General features: G+C 40.6%; 15 protein-coding genes and 2 pseudogenes. 14 read left to right on the top strand and 3 right to left on the bottom strand.

Annotated elements, in window-relative coordinates; all coding sequences use genetic code 11:
* Positions 1 to 14: 14 nt before the first annotated feature.
* The 6 genes from H7F27_RS11655 to H7F27_RS11630 all read left to right on the top strand — a co-directional run bounded on the left by H7F27_RS11655 (position 15) and on the right by H7F27_RS11630 (position 4,962).
* The gene (locus H7F27_RS11655) at positions 15 to 287 is read left to right on the top strand and encodes a YmzC family protein (RefSeq protein ID WP_024121496.1); all 273 of its coding nucleotides are present in this window, start codon (positions 15 to 17) and stop codon (positions 285 to 287) included.
* 81 nt (positions 288 to 368) lie between these two features.
* Positions 369 to 599: a hypothetical protein gene (locus H7F27_RS11650; protein ID WP_024121497.1), complete on the top strand. Its 231-nt coding sequence runs from the start codon at positions 369 to 371 to the stop codon at positions 597 to 599.
* Between the two features lie 232 nt (positions 600 to 831).
* A complete protein-coding gene (gene nrdI, locus H7F27_RS11645; RefSeq protein ID WP_024121498.1) occupies positions 832 to 1,224 on the top strand; it encodes a class Ib ribonucleoside-diphosphate reductase assembly flavoprotein NrdI in 393 nt (130 codons plus the stop codon).
* Entirely contained in the window at positions 1,184 to 3,286 is a 2,103-nt protein-coding gene (gene nrdE / locus H7F27_RS11640; RefSeq protein ID WP_095713878.1) for a class 1b ribonucleoside-diphosphate reductase subunit alpha, read from the top strand. Before nrdI ends, nrdE begins: the two co-directional genes overlap by 41 nt.
* Before the next feature lie 17 nt (positions 3,287 to 3,303).
* A complete protein-coding gene (gene nrdF, locus H7F27_RS11635; protein ID WP_044155791.1) occupies positions 3,304 to 4,293 on the top strand; it encodes a class 1b ribonucleoside-diphosphate reductase subunit beta in 990 nt (329 codons plus the stop codon).
* Positions 4,294 to 4,341: 48 nt separating this feature from the next.
* A complete protein-coding gene (locus H7F27_RS11630; protein WP_095713879.1) occupies positions 4,342 to 4,962 on the top strand; it encodes a hypothetical protein in 621 nt (206 codons plus the stop codon).
* A gap of 66 nt (positions 4,963 to 5,028) precedes the next feature.
* On the opposite strand, the gene H7F27_RS11625 is transcribed toward H7F27_RS11630, so the two are convergent.
* Positions 5,029 to 5,796: an N-acetylmuramoyl-L-alanine amidase gene (locus tag H7F27_RS11625; RefSeq protein ID WP_101861257.1), complete on the bottom strand. Its 768-nt coding sequence runs from the start codon at positions 5,794 to 5,796 to the stop codon at positions 5,029 to 5,031.
* Between the two features lie 534 nt (positions 5,797 to 6,330).
* Between H7F27_RS11625 and H7F27_RS11620 the strand changes: the two genes are divergently transcribed.
* From H7F27_RS11620 to glnA, 6 genes are all read left to right on the top strand, one after another.
* The gene (locus H7F27_RS11620; protein ID WP_142367113.1) at positions 6,331 to 6,684 is read left to right on the top strand and encodes a hypothetical protein; all 354 of its coding nucleotides are present in this window, start codon (positions 6,331 to 6,333) and stop codon (positions 6,682 to 6,684) included.
* A gap of 301 nt (positions 6,685 to 6,985) precedes the next feature.
* Positions 6,986 to 7,954: a stage V sporulation protein K gene (spoVK, locus tag H7F27_RS11615; protein ID WP_049809927.1), complete on the top strand. Its 969-nt coding sequence runs from the start codon at positions 6,986 to 6,988 to the stop codon at positions 7,952 to 7,954.
* Positions 7,955 to 8,084: 130 nt separating this feature from the next.
* Positions 8,085 to 9,347 carry a GTPase HflX gene (gene hflX / locus H7F27_RS11610; RefSeq protein WP_185847939.1) on the top strand — a complete coding sequence of 421 codons (1,263 nt, stop codon included), beginning with the start codon at positions 8,085 to 8,087 and terminating at the stop codon, positions 9,345 to 9,347.
* A gap of 17 nt (positions 9,348 to 9,364) precedes the next feature.
* On the top strand, positions 9,365 to 10,630 hold the full coding sequence (locus tag H7F27_RS11605) for a methionine gamma-lyase family protein (RefSeq protein ID WP_105991873.1): 1,266 nt from the start codon (positions 9,365 to 9,367) through the stop codon (positions 10,628 to 10,630).
* 109 nt (positions 10,631 to 10,739) lie between these two features.
* Positions 10,740 to 11,147 carry a transcriptional repressor GlnR gene (gene glnR / locus H7F27_RS11600; RefSeq protein ID WP_010334345.1) on the top strand — a complete coding sequence of 136 codons (408 nt, stop codon included), beginning with the start codon at positions 10,740 to 10,742 and terminating at the stop codon, positions 11,145 to 11,147.
* Between the two features lie 57 nt (positions 11,148 to 11,204).
* A complete protein-coding gene (gene glnA / locus H7F27_RS11595) occupies positions 11,205 to 12,539 on the top strand; it encodes a type I glutamate--ammonia ligase (RefSeq protein WP_185847938.1) in 1,335 nt (444 codons plus the stop codon).
* A gap of 117 nt (positions 12,540 to 12,656) precedes the next feature.
* Here glnA and H7F27_RS11590 read toward each other — a convergent pair.
* Together H7F27_RS11590 and H7F27_RS11585 are read right to left on the bottom strand one after the other, a co-directional pair.
* Positions 12,657 to 13,806: pseudogene (locus H7F27_RS11590) on the bottom strand (tyrosine-type recombinase/integrase).
* Between the two features lie 497 nt (positions 13,807 to 14,303).
* Positions 14,304 to 14,624, bottom strand: a complete 321-nt coding sequence (locus H7F27_RS11585) for a hypothetical protein (RefSeq protein WP_185847937.1) — start codon at positions 14,622 to 14,624, stop codon at positions 14,304 to 14,306.
* A 680-nt stretch (positions 14,625 to 15,304) separates the two neighbouring features.
* Between H7F27_RS11585 and H7F27_RS11575 the strand changes: the two are divergent.
* Together H7F27_RS11575 and H7F27_RS11570 are read left to right on the top strand one after the other, a co-directional pair.
* A pseudogene (locus H7F27_RS11575) lies at positions 15,305 to 15,625 on the top strand (UV damage repair protein UvrX); the annotation flags it as partial.
* 63 nt (positions 15,626 to 15,688) lie between these two features.
* Entirely contained in the window at positions 15,689 to 16,141 is a 453-nt protein-coding gene (locus H7F27_RS11570; protein ID WP_024121513.1) for a YoqH family protein, read from the top strand.
* Positions 16,142 to 16,167 lie beyond the last annotated feature (26 nt).

Below are 16,167 nucleotides of genomic sequence, written 5' to 3'. Positions count from 1 at the left end.
AGAGGAGTGAACGAATGTTTTCTGAATCTGAAGCGGAGTTGAGACGAATCAGAATTGCACTTGTCTGGATTGCTGTGTTCTTATTGTTTGGTGCGTGCGGGAGAGATGAAACAGTGATTGAAACAGATAGCGGAGATTCTTATGAAACGCCCCAGCCAAGTTCATTTCCGCTCGAAAATAATCATTTTGGAATCGTAAATGACGGCAATATAGAAATTTATGAGTATAATGAGGCTGATAACAAGGTAAAGCTTAAAAAAGCGTTTCCGTCTGATGAGCTTGAATAAAATTCACAAGCATGGAATTTTACAAAGCAGACGCAGGCCGCTAAACTGAATACTGACACAGAACATACAGAGGGTGAAATGATGAAGCATAAGATTATTGTCAATCACTGGGAAGAAATCTGTGAAGACGATTCCTGCTATGAATATGGAACGAGTATTATTGTTAATGGAAAAGAATTAATCAGAGAAGCCTCAATTATAAGCGCATTGAAGGCAGTTTTAGAAGAAATCGGCGCTGATGCAGAAATAGAAGAAACAGTCGAAAGCGAAAAATGCTGTGACAGTATAAGAAAAAAAAATCTAGACTACTAAGCAGTTTTTTTTCATGTTATGATATACATCGGCTTAAAAACGACACTTCGAGTAGGATGAGAGATGATTCTCGTTCTGCTCTCTTTTTTGGGCCCTGATGAGGGTGCCAGAGAGAAAATATGAATTTTTTATTAAAACGAATCTATATATTGTGTTTTTACCAGAGGGTAGTATACTATATATAGTGTTAGTGGTTGAGAGATTCATATTTTTTGATAGGTCGTGATAAAACGTGGTACAAATCATATTTGATTCAAAAACAGGGAATGTTCAGCGCTTTGTGAATAAAATAGACTTTCAGCAAATACGCAAGGTGGACGAAATTGACCACCTGGACACTCCGTTTGTTTTGGTCACCTACACGACAAACTTCGGCCAGGTACCGGCATCAACACAATCATTTCTCGAAAAATACGCCCATCTCTTATTAGGGGTCGCTGCGAGCGGCAATAAAGTATGGGGCGATAACTTTGCGAAAAGCGCCGATACCATTTCAAGACAATATCAGGTGCCGATTTTGCACAAATTTGAACTCAGCGGCACATCTAAAGACGTTGAATTGTTTACTCAGGAGGTAGAAAGAGTTGTCACAAAATCAAGTGCCAAAATGGATCCAGTTAAATAACGAAATCATGATCCAAAAAGATGGAAAATTCCAGTTTGATAAGGATAAAGAGGCTGTACATAGTTATTTTGTAGACTATATCAATCAAAACACAGTTTACTTTCACGATCTAAAAGAGAAGCTGGATTATTTGATTGAAAATCAATACTACGAAGAGGAATTCTTAAGCCTTTATTCTTTTGAAGACATTAAAGAAGTGTTTAAGACAGCTTACGCTAAGAAGTTTCGTTTTCCTTCCTTCATGAGTGCGTTTAAATTCTATAATGACTATGCTTTGAAAACGAATGACAAGAAAAGAATCCTCGAGCGTTATGAGGATCGGATCTCAATTGTTGCGCTGTTCTTCGCAAACGGGGACACTGAGAAAGCAAAAGAATATGTGAACCTAATGATCAATCAGGAATATCAGCCGAGTACACCGACATTTTTGAACGCCGGCAGAAAACGCCGCGGTGAACTGGTGAGCTGCTTCTTGCTCGAAGTCAATGATTCATTAAATGATATTTCAAGAGCGATCGATATCTCCATGCAGCTTTCTAAACTGGGCGGCGGGGTTTCTCTTAACCTGTCCAAGCTTCGCGCGAAAGGTGAAGCCATCAAAGATGTTGAAAATGCCACAAAAGGTGTTGTAGGCGTCATGAAGCTTCTTGATAACGCGTTCCGTTATGCTGACCAAATGGGACAAAGACAAGGATCTGGTGCGGCGTATTTAAACATTTTCCACCGCGATATCAATGATTTTCTCGATACGAAAAAGATTTCTGCCGACGAGGATGTGCGCGTCAAAACACTTTCTATCGGTGTAGTCATTCCGGACAAGTTCGTTGAGCTTGCGCGTGAGGACAAAGCGGCTTATGTATTCTATCCGCATACCATCTATAAAGAGTACGGACAGCACATGGACGAAATGGACATGAATGAAATGTACGACAAGTTCGTCGACAACCCTAGGGTGAAAAAAGAGAAAATCAACCCGCGGAAATTGCTCGAAAAACTGGCGGTGCTTCGTTCTGAATCAGGCTATCCATACATCATGTTCCAGGATAATGTCAACAAAGTACATGCGAATAACCATATTTCAAAGGTGAAATTTTCTAATCTTTGCTCTGAAGTGCTGCAGGCATCTCAGGTTTCTTCTTACACTGACTACGATGTAGAAGATGAAATCGGTTTGGATATTTCCTGCAACCTGGGATCGCTTAACATTCTCAACGTGATGGAGCACAAATCGATCGAAAAGACTGTTAAGCTTGCGACTGATTCCTTAACTCACGTATCTGAAACGACTGATATCCGTAATGCACCTGCTGTAAGACGGGCAAACAAAGCGATGAAATCAATCGGTCTCGGTGCTATGAACCTTCACGGATACCTTGCGCAAAACGGCATCGCGTATGAAAGTCCAGAAGCGCGCGACTTTGCGAACACATTCTTTATGATGGTGAACTTCTACTCTATCCAGCGTTCTGCAGAGATCGCAAAAGAGAAGGGCGAGACGTTTGATCAATATGAAGGATCAACCTATGCAACTGGTGAATACTTCGATAAATACGTTTCAACTGATTTCTCGCCGAAATACGAAAAAATCGCAAATCTGTTTGAAGGTATGCATATCCCGACGACAGAGGACTGGAGTCAATTAAAAGCATTTGTGGCTGAACACGGCATGTATCACAGCTACAGATTATGCATTGCGCCGACAGGCTCGATTTCATACGTTCAGTCAAGCACGGCATCTGTCATGCCGATTATGGAACGGATTGAAGAAAGAACATACGGCAACTCAAAAACGTACTACCCAATGCCTGGGCTTGCATCTAATAACTGGTTCTTCTACAAAGAAGCCTATGATATGGATATGTTCAAAGTCGTAGATATGATCGCGACAATCCAGCAGCACGTTGATCAGGGAATCAGCTTTACATTGTTCCTAAAAGATACAATGACGACTCGTGATTTAAACCGGATTGATTTGTATGCACATCACAGAGGAATTAAAACCATTTACTATGCAAGAACGAAAGATACTGGGCAAGACAGCTGCCTTTCTTGTGTTGTTTGATTAAAGGAGAGTTTATAGTGACGAAAATTTATGACGCAGCAAACTGGTCAAAGCATGAAGACGACTTTACCCAAATGTTTTATAACCAAAATGTGAAACAGTTCTGGCTTCCGGAAGAGATTGCTTTAAACGGCGATCTCCTCACTTGGAAGTACCTCGGGAAAAACGAGCAAGACACGTATATGAAGGTACTGGCCGGATTGACTCTTCTTGATACAGAGCAGGGGAATACAGGAATGCCGATCGTGGCTGAGCACGTAGACGGCCACCAGCGGAAAGCCGTGCTGAATTTTATGGCGATGATGGAGAACGCCGTTCACGCAAAATCGTACTCTAATATTTTCATGACACTGGCACCGACTGAAACGATTAATGAAGTATTCGAATGGGTCAAACAAAACAAATTTTTGCAGAAAAAAGCGCAAATCATCGTCGGACTCTACAAAGCGATTAAAAAAGATGACGAGATTTCACTGTTCAAAGCAATGGTTGCATCTGTGTATTTAGAAAGCTTCCTATTCTATAGCGGTTTCTATTATCCGTTATATTTCTACGGACAAGGAAAACTGATGCAAAGCGGTGAAATTATCAACCTGATCCTTCGTGATGAAGCGATTCACGGTGTTTATGTCGGACTTCTCGCTCAAGAAATCTACAATAAGCAGACAGAAGAGACAAAAGCAGAGCTTCGCGAATTTGCCATTGACCTTTTGAATGAGCTTTATGAGAATGAGCTTGAGTATACCGAGGACTTATACGATCAAGTCGGACTCTCGCACGATGTCAAGAAGTTCATCCGCTATAATGCGAATAAAGCGCTGATGAACCTTGGATTTGATCCGTACTTTGAAGAGGAAGACATTAATCCGATCGTTTTAAACGGATTAAATACAAAAACAAAATCACATGACTTCTTCTCCATGAAGGGGAATGGGTACAAAAAGGCGACCGTTGAGCCGATCAAAGACGATGACTTTTTCTTTGATGATGAAAAAGAGCAGATATAATATCTGCTCTTTTCGGCTTGAAGGTTGAAATAGGAGGACGCAGTAATCATGGGAAAAATGGATGAAATCATCTTGGTCGCTCCGCGCGATGAAGTGTTTAAAAAAGAAAAATTGACTTTTCAAGGCGTAAACAGTGAAGATGCCCGAGTAGCAGAAATTATGGCTCAAATTGAGGCGACCTATTCTGAAATGAGAAGGGGAGACGCAGAAGAAGATCCTCATTATAAGCAGCCGATTCCTTATGTCGTCATTAAACGCGAGGATGAAGTTTTCCTTTATGAGCGGCTGGCTGGCGGCGGAGAATCACGTCTTCACAATAAGCTTTCTCTTGGCTTTGGCGGCCATATGAATCATATTGAAGGAGCTGCTTCCTTTGCCGAGGTCTTAAAGCTGAACACAGACCGGGAGCTTGATGAAGAACTGCAAATCGAAGAAGAGGATAAGCAGGCCATTGTCACATTAGGTTTGATAAATGATGATGACAACAGTGTCGGCAAAGTGCATATCGGTATTCTATCTGCGCTTCAATTAAATCCAGGCTCACATGTGGAAGTCAAAGAGAAAGAGCAAATTGCGGGTAAATGGATGAAAATTTCTGAACTAAAACAAACAGACATTTATAACCGTCTGGAAACATGGTCGCAATTCGTGGTTGACATTCTTGAATAAAAAAACCCGGTTTCTCATGAAGAGGAACCGGGTTTTTTTATCAGGCATGCTCGTCCGCAAACAGTATTATGATTCTAGGAAGACCATAGCGTCAAAGCCGGTATTCTCAGCTCTGGCAGCAAGGGCATCGGCATTATCTTTGGAAGAAAAAGCGCCGATCTGAACCTTATATAATCCGTCCTTTAAGAGCACAATGGCGTCAAAGCCCTTAGACTCTGCGCTGCTTGCAAGATTGTCCGCATTTGCTTTAACCTTAAAAGCCCCGATTTGAACCTTATATAACCCTGAGTCGGATGTTTTCTGAAGGCTGAAGGATTGCTCTAACCCGTTTGCATGTCCTCTTGCCAAGCTTTGAATAAAACTGCTCGTTTTAAGCTTGTTCGCATCTGTAACCGTATCAATAAAACCGTTTTCCGTAAGCAGGGCAGGCATTGAGGATTCCCTTAATACGTGGAAGTTTGCTGTTTTTTTACCGCGATCTGAAAAGTCGACAGCTTGTATGACTTCAGAGTGAATCTCCGATTGGTAAGTCGTTGTCGGTGCTCCGACTCCCGGATAAATGTAGCTTTCGAAACCTGTTCCGCCCCCGGAATTAATGTGAATGGATAAAAAGAAATCGGCTCCCCAGTTATTTGCAGCATTTGTCCGGTCGCTTAAGCTGACATATTGGTCGCTTGTCCGGCTCAGCAGCACAGTAACACCCTCATACTCATTCGTCAATATAGTGCGTAAAGCTAAAGCGATTTGCAAGGTTAACGTTTTTTCTTGGAGACCATTGCCTGTTGCGCCTGGATCGGACCCGCCATGACCTGGATCAATAAAAATTTTAACCATTCTCCATCACCTCATTACAGGATATGAAAAAAGACGGCTTCTGCTTGTACGATTATCATCCGGCAGAAAAATGAGGAAATAACCCCTGTTACCCGAAAAATTATTTCTCGGGAAAGCGCACAATTCAACAGGATGCGACAGGAAGGTTGCTAAAAGTTTGTCTTTTAGTCGGTTTAATAAAGGTGGTTATTCAATCAAATTCAGCAGAAAGCGGAGGGGTATCTCTGTAAATGATGCTGACATACACAACGGTCTCCATGCTGCTTCAGTCTTTTTGACTGTGGTTTGGGAGGTCAGTCAGAACGTACTCAATGGAAATAACATTCAGACATTCTTTTTGTTTCCTATTAATATCACTCACTCTTGGTTGCATGGGTTAACGTTTATACTCACTCTTTTCCTCGGTGCCATTATTTTGCTCTCCAGTTCTTCATCGGATTATTGGGCATTTGTATTTGAAGAAGTATGGGGATTTGACATCATCCTAGGCTTAGTCTCTCAGGAAAGTTGATTTCCCGGGTGTTTTACCCGGATTTGTTCCAAAAAGTTGCTGGCTTTTATACATCATCCCAAAATCCTCACTCTGATGAGCCGACAATCGGTTTAGATATCCTGCGCGAAAAGAAGAATACCCAGAAATTTCTTCATCATGTAAATACTGAGCATAAAACGACGATTCTTCTCACCTTCCATCAAATTGATGACGTTGAACGTTTATGTAAACGGATCATCCTGATTGAGGAGGGAGAAATATTCGACGGGCCGAAAGAAAAGCTGTCACAATTGACGAACAGTAAGAGAAGCTCAGCTGTTGAAGTAGACGCCGTTCATGCAGACTGGGGTTTACTTTCATGTCAACCTACTGAAGTGAAAGGGAAGTATATCTGATAATTCATAAATTCCTCAGCTCATTACAAGCATATCTGCGCATTGAAAATATCCTAACTGAGGTTTATACATCGAAGAAATATCACTTTCATAGCTGATTGTTCTAACAAATTTGCTGAAAATAAAATCTCTTGGTTTGTCCACCCTGTGTTCGTGAATACAATAAGAAATAAAGTATTTCTCGGGAAAGCGCAGGATTCCCCATTGTTCCCGAAAAAAAGCATTTGTTTCGACACATGATAGGCGTTTGTCACATAAGGCATACGCTTGAATATCATATAGAGAGAACTGAGAGGTGAAAATGTTGGAGCGCGCTGTGACTTATAAAAACAACGGACAGATCAACATTATTCTTAACGGACAAAAGCAGGTGCTGACAAACGCTGAGGCAGAGGCGGAATATCAAGCGGCTTTGCAAAAAAACGAAGCTAAGCACGGCATTTTGAAGGAAATAGAAAAAGAGATGAACACACTGGTTGGAATGGAGGAAATGAAACGAAACATTAAGGAAATATACGCTTGGATTTTTGTCAATCAAAAACGTGCGGAACAGGGCTTGAAGGTGGGAAAGCAAGCGCTGCATATGATGTTTAAAGGGAATCCGGGAACTGGGAAAACGACAGTTGCACGGCTTATCGGCCGGCTGTTCTTTGAAATGAACGTACTGTCAAAAGGCCACCTGATCGAAGCGGAACGTGCTGACTTGGTCGGGGAATACATTGGCCACACCGCCCAAAAGACGAGGGATTTAATCAAAAAGTCATTAGGCGGCATTTTGTTTATAGACGAAGCCTATTCCCTTGCAAGGGGCGGCGAAAAGGACTTCGGGAAAGAAGCGATCGACACGCTTGTCAAGCATATGGAAGACAAACAGCATGAATTCATTTTAATTCTTGCCGGATATTCACGGGAAATGGAGCATTTTTTATCATTGAATCCCGGTCTCCAATCCAGATTTCCCATCTCCATCGATTTCCCGGATTATTCCGTCAATCAGCTTATGGAAATTGCGAAACGGATGATCGCAGAGCGGGAATACCAGCTCAGTCAGGAAGCTGAATGGAAATTAAAGGATTACTTAATGACAGTCAAAAGCACAACAAGTCCCATTAAATTCAGCAATGGCCGTTTTGTCAGAAATGTCATAGAAAAATCGATCAGAGCGCAAGCCATGAGACTTCTAATGGGCGACCAATACTTAAAAAGCGATTTGATGACCATTAAAAGCCAAGATCTTTCAATTAAAGAAGATACCGCTGGCTCGATATAGACCTCTTCCTGTGAGAGGTCTTTTTTTCTAATGTATTTCTTGTTTTCACAGCAATCGATTTGTGGTATACACATGCAGGGTTTGGTATGATAATACTACTGCCCAATATGCAATAGAAAGGAACATCCATTTGAAAGAACAAGAAACAAGACAGGAAAAGGCCATTTTAGTCGGATGTCAGCTGCCGCATATCACAGATGAGCATTTTGAAAATTCCATGGAAGAGCTTGCATCACTGACAAAAACAGCAGATGGAACGGTATTGACCAGTGTCACGCAAAAACGAAACCGGGCTGACGCAGCTACATATATAGGAAAAGGGAAGGTTGAAGAGCTGAAGACGCTCGTTGAAGAGCTTGAAGCCGATCTTCTTATTTTTAATGATGAACTGTCACCAAGCCAGCTGAAGTCCTTGGCAACTGCGATTGAAGTAAAAATCATCGACCGCACGCAATTGATATTAGATATTTTTGCGAAAAGAGCAAGAACAAGAGAAGGGAAACTTCAAATCGAGCTGGCTCAGCTCCAGTATGCTCTCCCGCGTCTGACGGGACAGGGGATCAACCTTTCCCGGCAAGGCGGAGGGATCGGCGCGAGAGGACCGGGGGAAACAAAACTGGAGACCGATCGCCGCCATATTAGAAATCGCATTCATGAAATTAACACGCAGTTATCCACTGTCATTCGCCATAGAAGCCGCTACCGGGAAAGAAGAAAGAAAAACGGTGTGCTGCAAATCGCTCTTGTCGGGTATACGAACGCGGGGAAATCAACGTGGTTTAACCGCCTGACAAGCGCTGACAGCTATGAAGAAGACCTTCTGTTTGCCACGCTGGACCCTATGACCAGAAAAATGGTGCTGCCAAGCGGCTACAGCGTGCTCCTGTCAGATACGGTCGGATTTATTCAAGATCTTCCGACGACACTGATCGCTGCATTCCGCTCAACGCTTGAAGAAGTAAAAGAAGCGGATGTGATTCTGCATCTGATTGATTCCTCAAATGAGGAGTACACAGGGCACGAAAAAACGGTGCTTCGCTTGCTGGAAGAGCTTGAAGCAGATGATATCCCGGTGCTGACGGCTTATAACAAACGCGATCAAAAGCTGCCTGACTTTATCCCGTCCGTTGGAAAGAATCATATCATGGTCAGTGCAAGATTTGAGGAGGATGCTGAAAAGTTTAAGGAAGCCATCCAGCGTTATTTGCGCCAAGAACTGTTAACGCCTTTTGAAGCGCAGGTACCGGCAAGTGAGGGCAAGCTTCTCTCCAGAATCAAATCCGAAACGATGGTTGACCGTTTTCATTTTAATGAAGAAAACGAACAGTATGACATATCAGGATATGTACAAGAAGAGCAAAGTATCATCGGTGAATTGAAGAAGTATATGTAAGAAGGGAATACAAGGACATGTTCGAAACTTTAACACACGGAGATTTATTAAAAAAAACAGCAATGGAAGTGGAAACGGAAATTGCCGGCGTTCATAAACAAATAGAAGAAATCAGTGAACGCAATGAATGGCGAGTGCTTCAAAGCTATAGAAAACACAAGGTGAGCGACACTCATTTTACGCCGTCTACAGGATACGGCTATGATGACATCGGAAGAGATACACTTGAAAGCATTTATGCAGATGTGTTTGGCGGAGAAGCCGGGCTTGTCAGGCCTCAAATTATCTCAGGCACACATGCGATTTCCATTGCTTTATTCGGTGTCCTCAGACCGGGGGACGAGCTGCTTTATATCACAGGCAAGCCGTATGATACGTTAGAAGAAATTGTCGGCGTCAGAGGCGGAGAAAATTCTGGATCGCTAAAGGATTTTCAAATCGGCTACAATGCGGTTGACCTGACTGAAGACGGAAAAATAGATTACGATGCTGTCGCTGCAGCTATCAATCCGAAGACAAAGGTGATCGGCATTCAGCGCTCAAAAGGATATGCCAATCGTCCTTCTTTCTTAATTAGTGAAATCAAAGAAATGATCCGCTTTGTAAAAGAAATCAATGAAAACCTTATCGTATTTGTGGACAACTGTTACGGAGAATTTGTAGAAGAGCTGGAACCTTGCCATGTAGGCGCCGATCTCATGGCGGGATCTCTTATTAAAAATCCGGGAGGCGGTCTTGCCAAAACAGGCGGGTACCTCGTTGGAAAATCTGAATGGATCGAGGCTTGTTCATACCGAATGACTTCACCGGGCATCGGCCGGGAAGCCGGAGCGTCTCTTTACTCGCTCCAGGAAATGTATCAAGGCTTCTTTTTGGCGCCTCACGTTGTGTCACAAAGCTTAAAGGGAGCGGTGTTTACAGCGAGATTCCTTGAAAAACTGGGCTTCACTTCAAACCCGAAATGGGATGCGAAAAGAACAGATTTGATACAATCCGTTGAGTTTTCCGACAGAGAAAAGATGATTGCCTTTTGCCAGGCCATTCAATATGCATCGCCGATCAATGCCCACGTGACGCCTTATCCAGCCTACATGCCGGGATACGAAGATGATGTGATTATGGCAGCGGGCACATTTATACAAGGAGCAAGCATTGAATTATCAGCTGATGGCCCTATCCGCCCGCCATATGTAGCGTATGTCCAGGGAGGATTAACCTATGCGCATGTGAAAAATGCCATATGCAGTGCAGTGGATTCTTTAATGGATAAGAAATTAATTTGAATAGTTTAAAATTTTCACTGAATTTCATGTTAAGAATCCTTACATGTTATTGACACAAAATATAACATCACCTATAATGAAACTAAGTTAAGAAAAGGAGGAAATTGAGATGAGTGATAACATTCGCCGCTCAATGCCTTTATTTCCAATAGGAATTGTCATGCAATTGACCGAATTATCAGCAAGACAAATTCGGTATTATGAGGAAAATGGACTGATATTTCCAGCTAGAAGCGAAGGAAATAGACGATTATTCTCATTTCACGATGTAGATAAACTGTTAGAAATTAAACACCTGATTGAACAAGGTGTAAACATGGCAGGAATTAAACAAATTCTGGCGAAAGCTTCGGCCGAGCCGGAACAGAAACAAAATGAGAAGACGAAGAAACCAATGAAACATGATCTGTCTGATGACGAACTGAGACAGCTCCTGAAAAACGAGCTTATGCAAGCCGGCCGTTTTCAAAGAGGAAATACATTCCGTCAAGGCGACATGTCCCGCTTCTTTCATTAATCCGTTAGCAACTGTTTTGCTATATACATTTACCTTTTAGAGGAGGAGTTTTACGAAATGGCAAAGTATACAAGAGAAGATATCGTAAAATTAGTAAATGAGGAAAACGTCAAGTACATCCGCCTGCAATTTACCGACATTCTTGGAACAATCAAGAACGTTGAGATTCCTGTAAGCCAGCTTCCAAAAGCACTTGATAATAAGGTCATGTTTGACGGATCTTCTATTGAAGGTTTCGTTCGCATCGAAGAATCAGATATGTACCTGTATCCTGATCTAAATACATTTGTTATCTTCCCATGGACAGCTGAAAAAGGTAAAGTAGCACGTTTCATCTGTGATATTTACAATCCGGATGGCACACCTTTCGAAGGTGACCCGCGAAACAATTTAAAACGGATTCTGAAAGAAATGGAAGACCTGGGCTTCAGTGATTTCAATCTAGGACCTGAGCCTGAATTCTTCTTATTCAAATTAGACGAAAAAGGCGAACCGACTCTTGAGTTAAACGACAAAGGCGGATATTTCGACTTAGCTCCAACTGACTTGGGAGAAAACTGCCGCCGCGATATCGTTCTTGAGCTTGAAGAGATGGGCTTTGAAATCGAAGCATCTCACCACGAAGTAGCGCCTGGCCAGCATGAAATCGACTTTAAATATGCTGGTGCAGTCCGCTCTTGTGACGATATCCAAACGTTTAAACTAGTTGTTAAAACAATTGCCCGCAAACACGGTCTGCATGCGACATTTATGCCAAAACCGTTGTTCGGTGTGAACGGTTCAGGTATGCACTGTAATCTATCACTCTTCAAAGATGGCGTTAACTCATTCTATGATGCAAACGCAGATCTTCAGTTAAGTGAAACAGCGAAACACTTCATTGCAGGTATCGTGAAGCATGCAACAAGCTTTACAGCAGTAACAAACCCGACAGTGAACTCTTACAAACGTCTTGTTCCTGGCTATGAAGCACCTTGCTACGTTGCATGGAGCGCGCAAAACAGAAGCCCGCTTATCCGTATCCCGGCTTCCCGCGGCATCAGCACACGTGTTGAAGTGCGCAGCGTAGATCCAGCTGCGAATCCGTACCTAGCACTTAGCGTCTTGCTTGCTGCAGGTTTAGATGGAATCAAAAACAAACTAGATGCGCCAGCTCCAATCGACCGCAACATCTACGTGATGAGCAAAGAAGAGCGCATGGAAAACGGAATCGTCGACCTTCCTGCAACACTTGCTGAAGCATTAGACGAATTCAAATCAAACGAAGTGATGGTCAAAGCTCTAGGCGAGCACCTATTCGAGCACTTCATCGAAGCAAAAGAAATCGAGTGGGATATGTTCCGCACGCAAGTACATCCTTGGGAGCGCGAACAGTATATGTCTCAGTATTAATCTGATAAACCTTGATTTGATAGAGTTTTAGATTAATAACTAGGTGGTCAAGTCAAGTGGGATAACTAGAAACAACTAGTTTGACCACTTTTTGACCACCAAAAAAATTAAAAAAATTTAGGACAAAAGTGAATTCATGTATTCTTCATAACCATCCACTGATGTATTTTCAAGCTTCTCAGATATATGAGAGTATACGTCCGATGTGATGGTTATATTTTTATGTCCGAGTCTTTCTTGAACAAACTTCATACTTGCACCTGATTCTAGAAGAAGGACAGCATGAGTATGTCTTAAATCATAAATTGCCATTTTTTTCTAATCCAGCTTTCTTCAGAATGCGATTGAGTGCATTGAAGAGGGTAGACTTTGGTAAAGGTTTTCCATCCTGTCTACAAAAAACAAGATCTAATTCATGTTCGTAAATCTCATTAAAAACTATTCTATTATCATTTAAATAGTTCATGTGTGTTGTTAACTCTTTTGCTAATGAATTGTTAATTTTAATTCTTCTTTCGGATTCATATGTTTTTGTTTCTCCAAATATTTCTTCTCCCTCTTTAACTTGAAAGTCTAATGATTTGTTAATGTTGATGAAGTTATTTTTTAGATCAATATCCTTTCTTTGTAAAGCAGCTGCTTCTCCCTTACGCATTCCTGTTTCAAGTAAAGTTTTAAAGAAGATATAGTACAAATAATTATCTTGTCTTGCAAATTTAAGGAAGAGGGAAATATCATCTGACTAAATGTATTCTAACTTTTCTTTTTTCTTAGATTTAGCCCTTGGAATTGTTACCCCTTCACATGGGTTTTCTTCAATTTTTTTAAGAGGCTTTACTGCCGTAGCTAAAGCGTTGAACATTGTCCCGTGAATGATTTCAATTGTTCTTTTGCTGTATCCCTGGTCTGCTAAATAATTAATAAATTTTTGATAACGTAAGGGTTTAATATCTTTTAGTTTAATCTCCTTAAAATAGGGGAGAATTTTTGTATTAACATTTCGTTCATGAAGAATGTAAGTGTTTTTCCTAACATTACCTTGTTTGTATTGAGCGAGCCAATCTTTAAGATAATGCTTTAAAAGGGTTTCTCCTCCGTTAATTTCTAAATCACCTATCAATCTTTGCTCTTCTTGTCTTGCAGCTATCTGTGCCTCTTTTTTTGTTTTAAATCCACTTTTGGAGACTTCGATTGGCTCTTGAGTTAAAGGGTCTTTATGTTTTATTCTGTATTGCCATGTAGTTCCTCTTTTTCTGAAACTAGCCATATTATTCCACCTTTCGTTTGTAACATATCCCATTTTAGCACTTAGTTTTTTGAGGGAATCAAAAAATTCAGATAAGTAAGTCTCTAGCATATATTGAAGTGAATTTCTCCTCTTGACTCTAAATAAAATTCCCATTTTATTTAAACCTAAAAGCTGCTTGAATACATCCTAAATTTAAAGTATCCTGTATATGTATCATAGTTGGTATATCAGCCACTATAGGCCAGAGAGTTCCCTCACATACTCTCTGGCCTTTTGTTTAAAAAAGCTAAAAAGCCCTTTAAAAGGGCTTTATATCTAACACATTATCTAGGAGTTCTGAAAACTTTATAATCATAACCTATTTGTTTGCTATATTTACTGTCTTTGTAGACGTACATATCAACGATTGTGTATCTATACTTTTTGTCGTAGGCTAAGTATTGGGTTGTTGAGTAATAACGAGTTGGTTTTTTGTGATAGAATGTTCCAAACACAGCTTGAGCGAATATACCAGCTCAGGAGTATTTAAGACCAGGTAATCCTGCAGCAATTCTTGCTCCTAATTCAGCTGCAGTGTCTATGTTCTTAGAGTTCCCTCTAAAATGATCTACAACCTTCCATTTTGTTGATGGTGGTACAGCTTGAATTGAAATTTCTCCATTCTCTTGGATGACTGGAACTGATGATGTTTTAACTAATTCTTGAAGTGGTGTTGAATTAACCTGTGTGATATAACTTGGTGTAGGTTCTGAGATGGATTCTGCATGGCTAGTTAGTGGAGCCACTGTTGAGAATAGGAGTCCGAGAGATAGGGTAGTTAGAACTGTTTTTTTCACTAACAATCATCCTTTCAAGTTTTTTAATGCTTATGACTATCTGGATGCTGTATAATATACATATTTTGGAGGTTGAAATTATGAACTTTGATGACAAAAAGAGTATATTAAAGACTGTAGGGAACATATTTATGGTTCTTGTTCTTATCTCTTTATTTGTTTATGCATTCTCCAATGAATCTATTGGATGGTATGTTAAGATCACTTCTATTGTGATGTTAACTATCTCTTATATTTGCTACGCTTTAATTTCTTTGCAGGAAAAATGGTTCATTTTAACTTTGATTATCTCCTGGCTTGTGATTATTTTTTGGGTATTCTAAATCAATAAGGCTGCCGTTCATACTTCCGCAATAAAAAAGGAAGGTAAACAGCAGCCATCTTTATTATTGTGGGAAACTTGTGTTCTAACAGCAGGAGATGCGAAACATGAGCCAAAGGAGGACAACACTGTGTGGAAAGTTTTAAGACAGTTACTTAAGAAACAGAAAAATCAAAGTTCACTCGATGAAGGTTATTTACAGATTCTGTAAAAGGATATAAATCTAGAATTTAAACAAATGATATTTGAGCTGGAGAGCCTGGGGGAAGTAGTATCCGAAAAGCTGCAAAATAAGTATATAGATGTTTTTAAAGCTCAGGGTAAACCAAATCTTAGCATCAAAGTTTGTAGAGACATAGATGGACAGGGAAGTGTAGTGTTAGCTGCATCTCCTGCACTTAAAAAAGATTTTGGAATCAAAACAGGATCAAGACTTTTTGAGATACCTGAAGATCCAAGAATACACATTGTAAATCCGCAAATGAAGCTTGTCATCAGAGTTTCGGCTGAGATTACAAAGCTGTTTTACAGATTTGTTCCTGAAAAATGTGTCCATACGTATTCAATCGATGAATCTTTTTTAGATGCAGGAAAAGAAGATCCTGAAGAAATGGCCAAAGCAATACAAAGTAGCATGTGGAGAGAGTTTGGCCTGATGTGTACAGTTGGAATTGGTGAAATACATATGAATAATCAATCCAGAAATAAGGAAAATTAACTAAAAAATTGTGAGGAACATTCAATGAAACGATTTATTTTAGTTTTATCCTTATTGAGTATTATTGTTGCCTATCCCATTCAAACAAACGCCAGTCCAATGCCTTGCAGTGTAATACTGGAACCGGTAGATAAAAATTTTAAAAATGCTAAAGGTGTAGCATTAATCTATAAGGTGCAATTGAACCCACCGAGTGCTGCCAGAACCAATATAAGCATTCTTGCTGTCCATCTTCCTGCTCCTTCTTCTTTTGGAACTTACGACAGTTACGAAGGATTTGCTACTAAACCTGGTGAGATTAGTTGGCGGTTTAAACTTTATCCTACTCCTGAGGAAGAGAGCCCTAGTTGGGCGGGAAGATTTGACTTAATTACAGCCGAAATGAAGAATGTTAAAGTTCAAGTACGTCTTTCTAATTCTAGAACTCAACAGTTGGGGCCAAGTGTATTAACGAATAATATTCAATCTTGTGATTAGAAGTTATTTGAGGGCACAACAGTGAA

This window comes from Bacillus sp. PAMC26543 (assembly GCF_014250375.1).
Taxonomy (GTDB): Bacteria; Bacillota; Bacilli; order Bacillales; family Bacillaceae; genus Bacillus; species Bacillus halotolerans.
The sequence above is the reverse complement of the archived record's forward strand: the minus strand, read 5'-3'. Positions and strand labels throughout refer to the sequence as shown.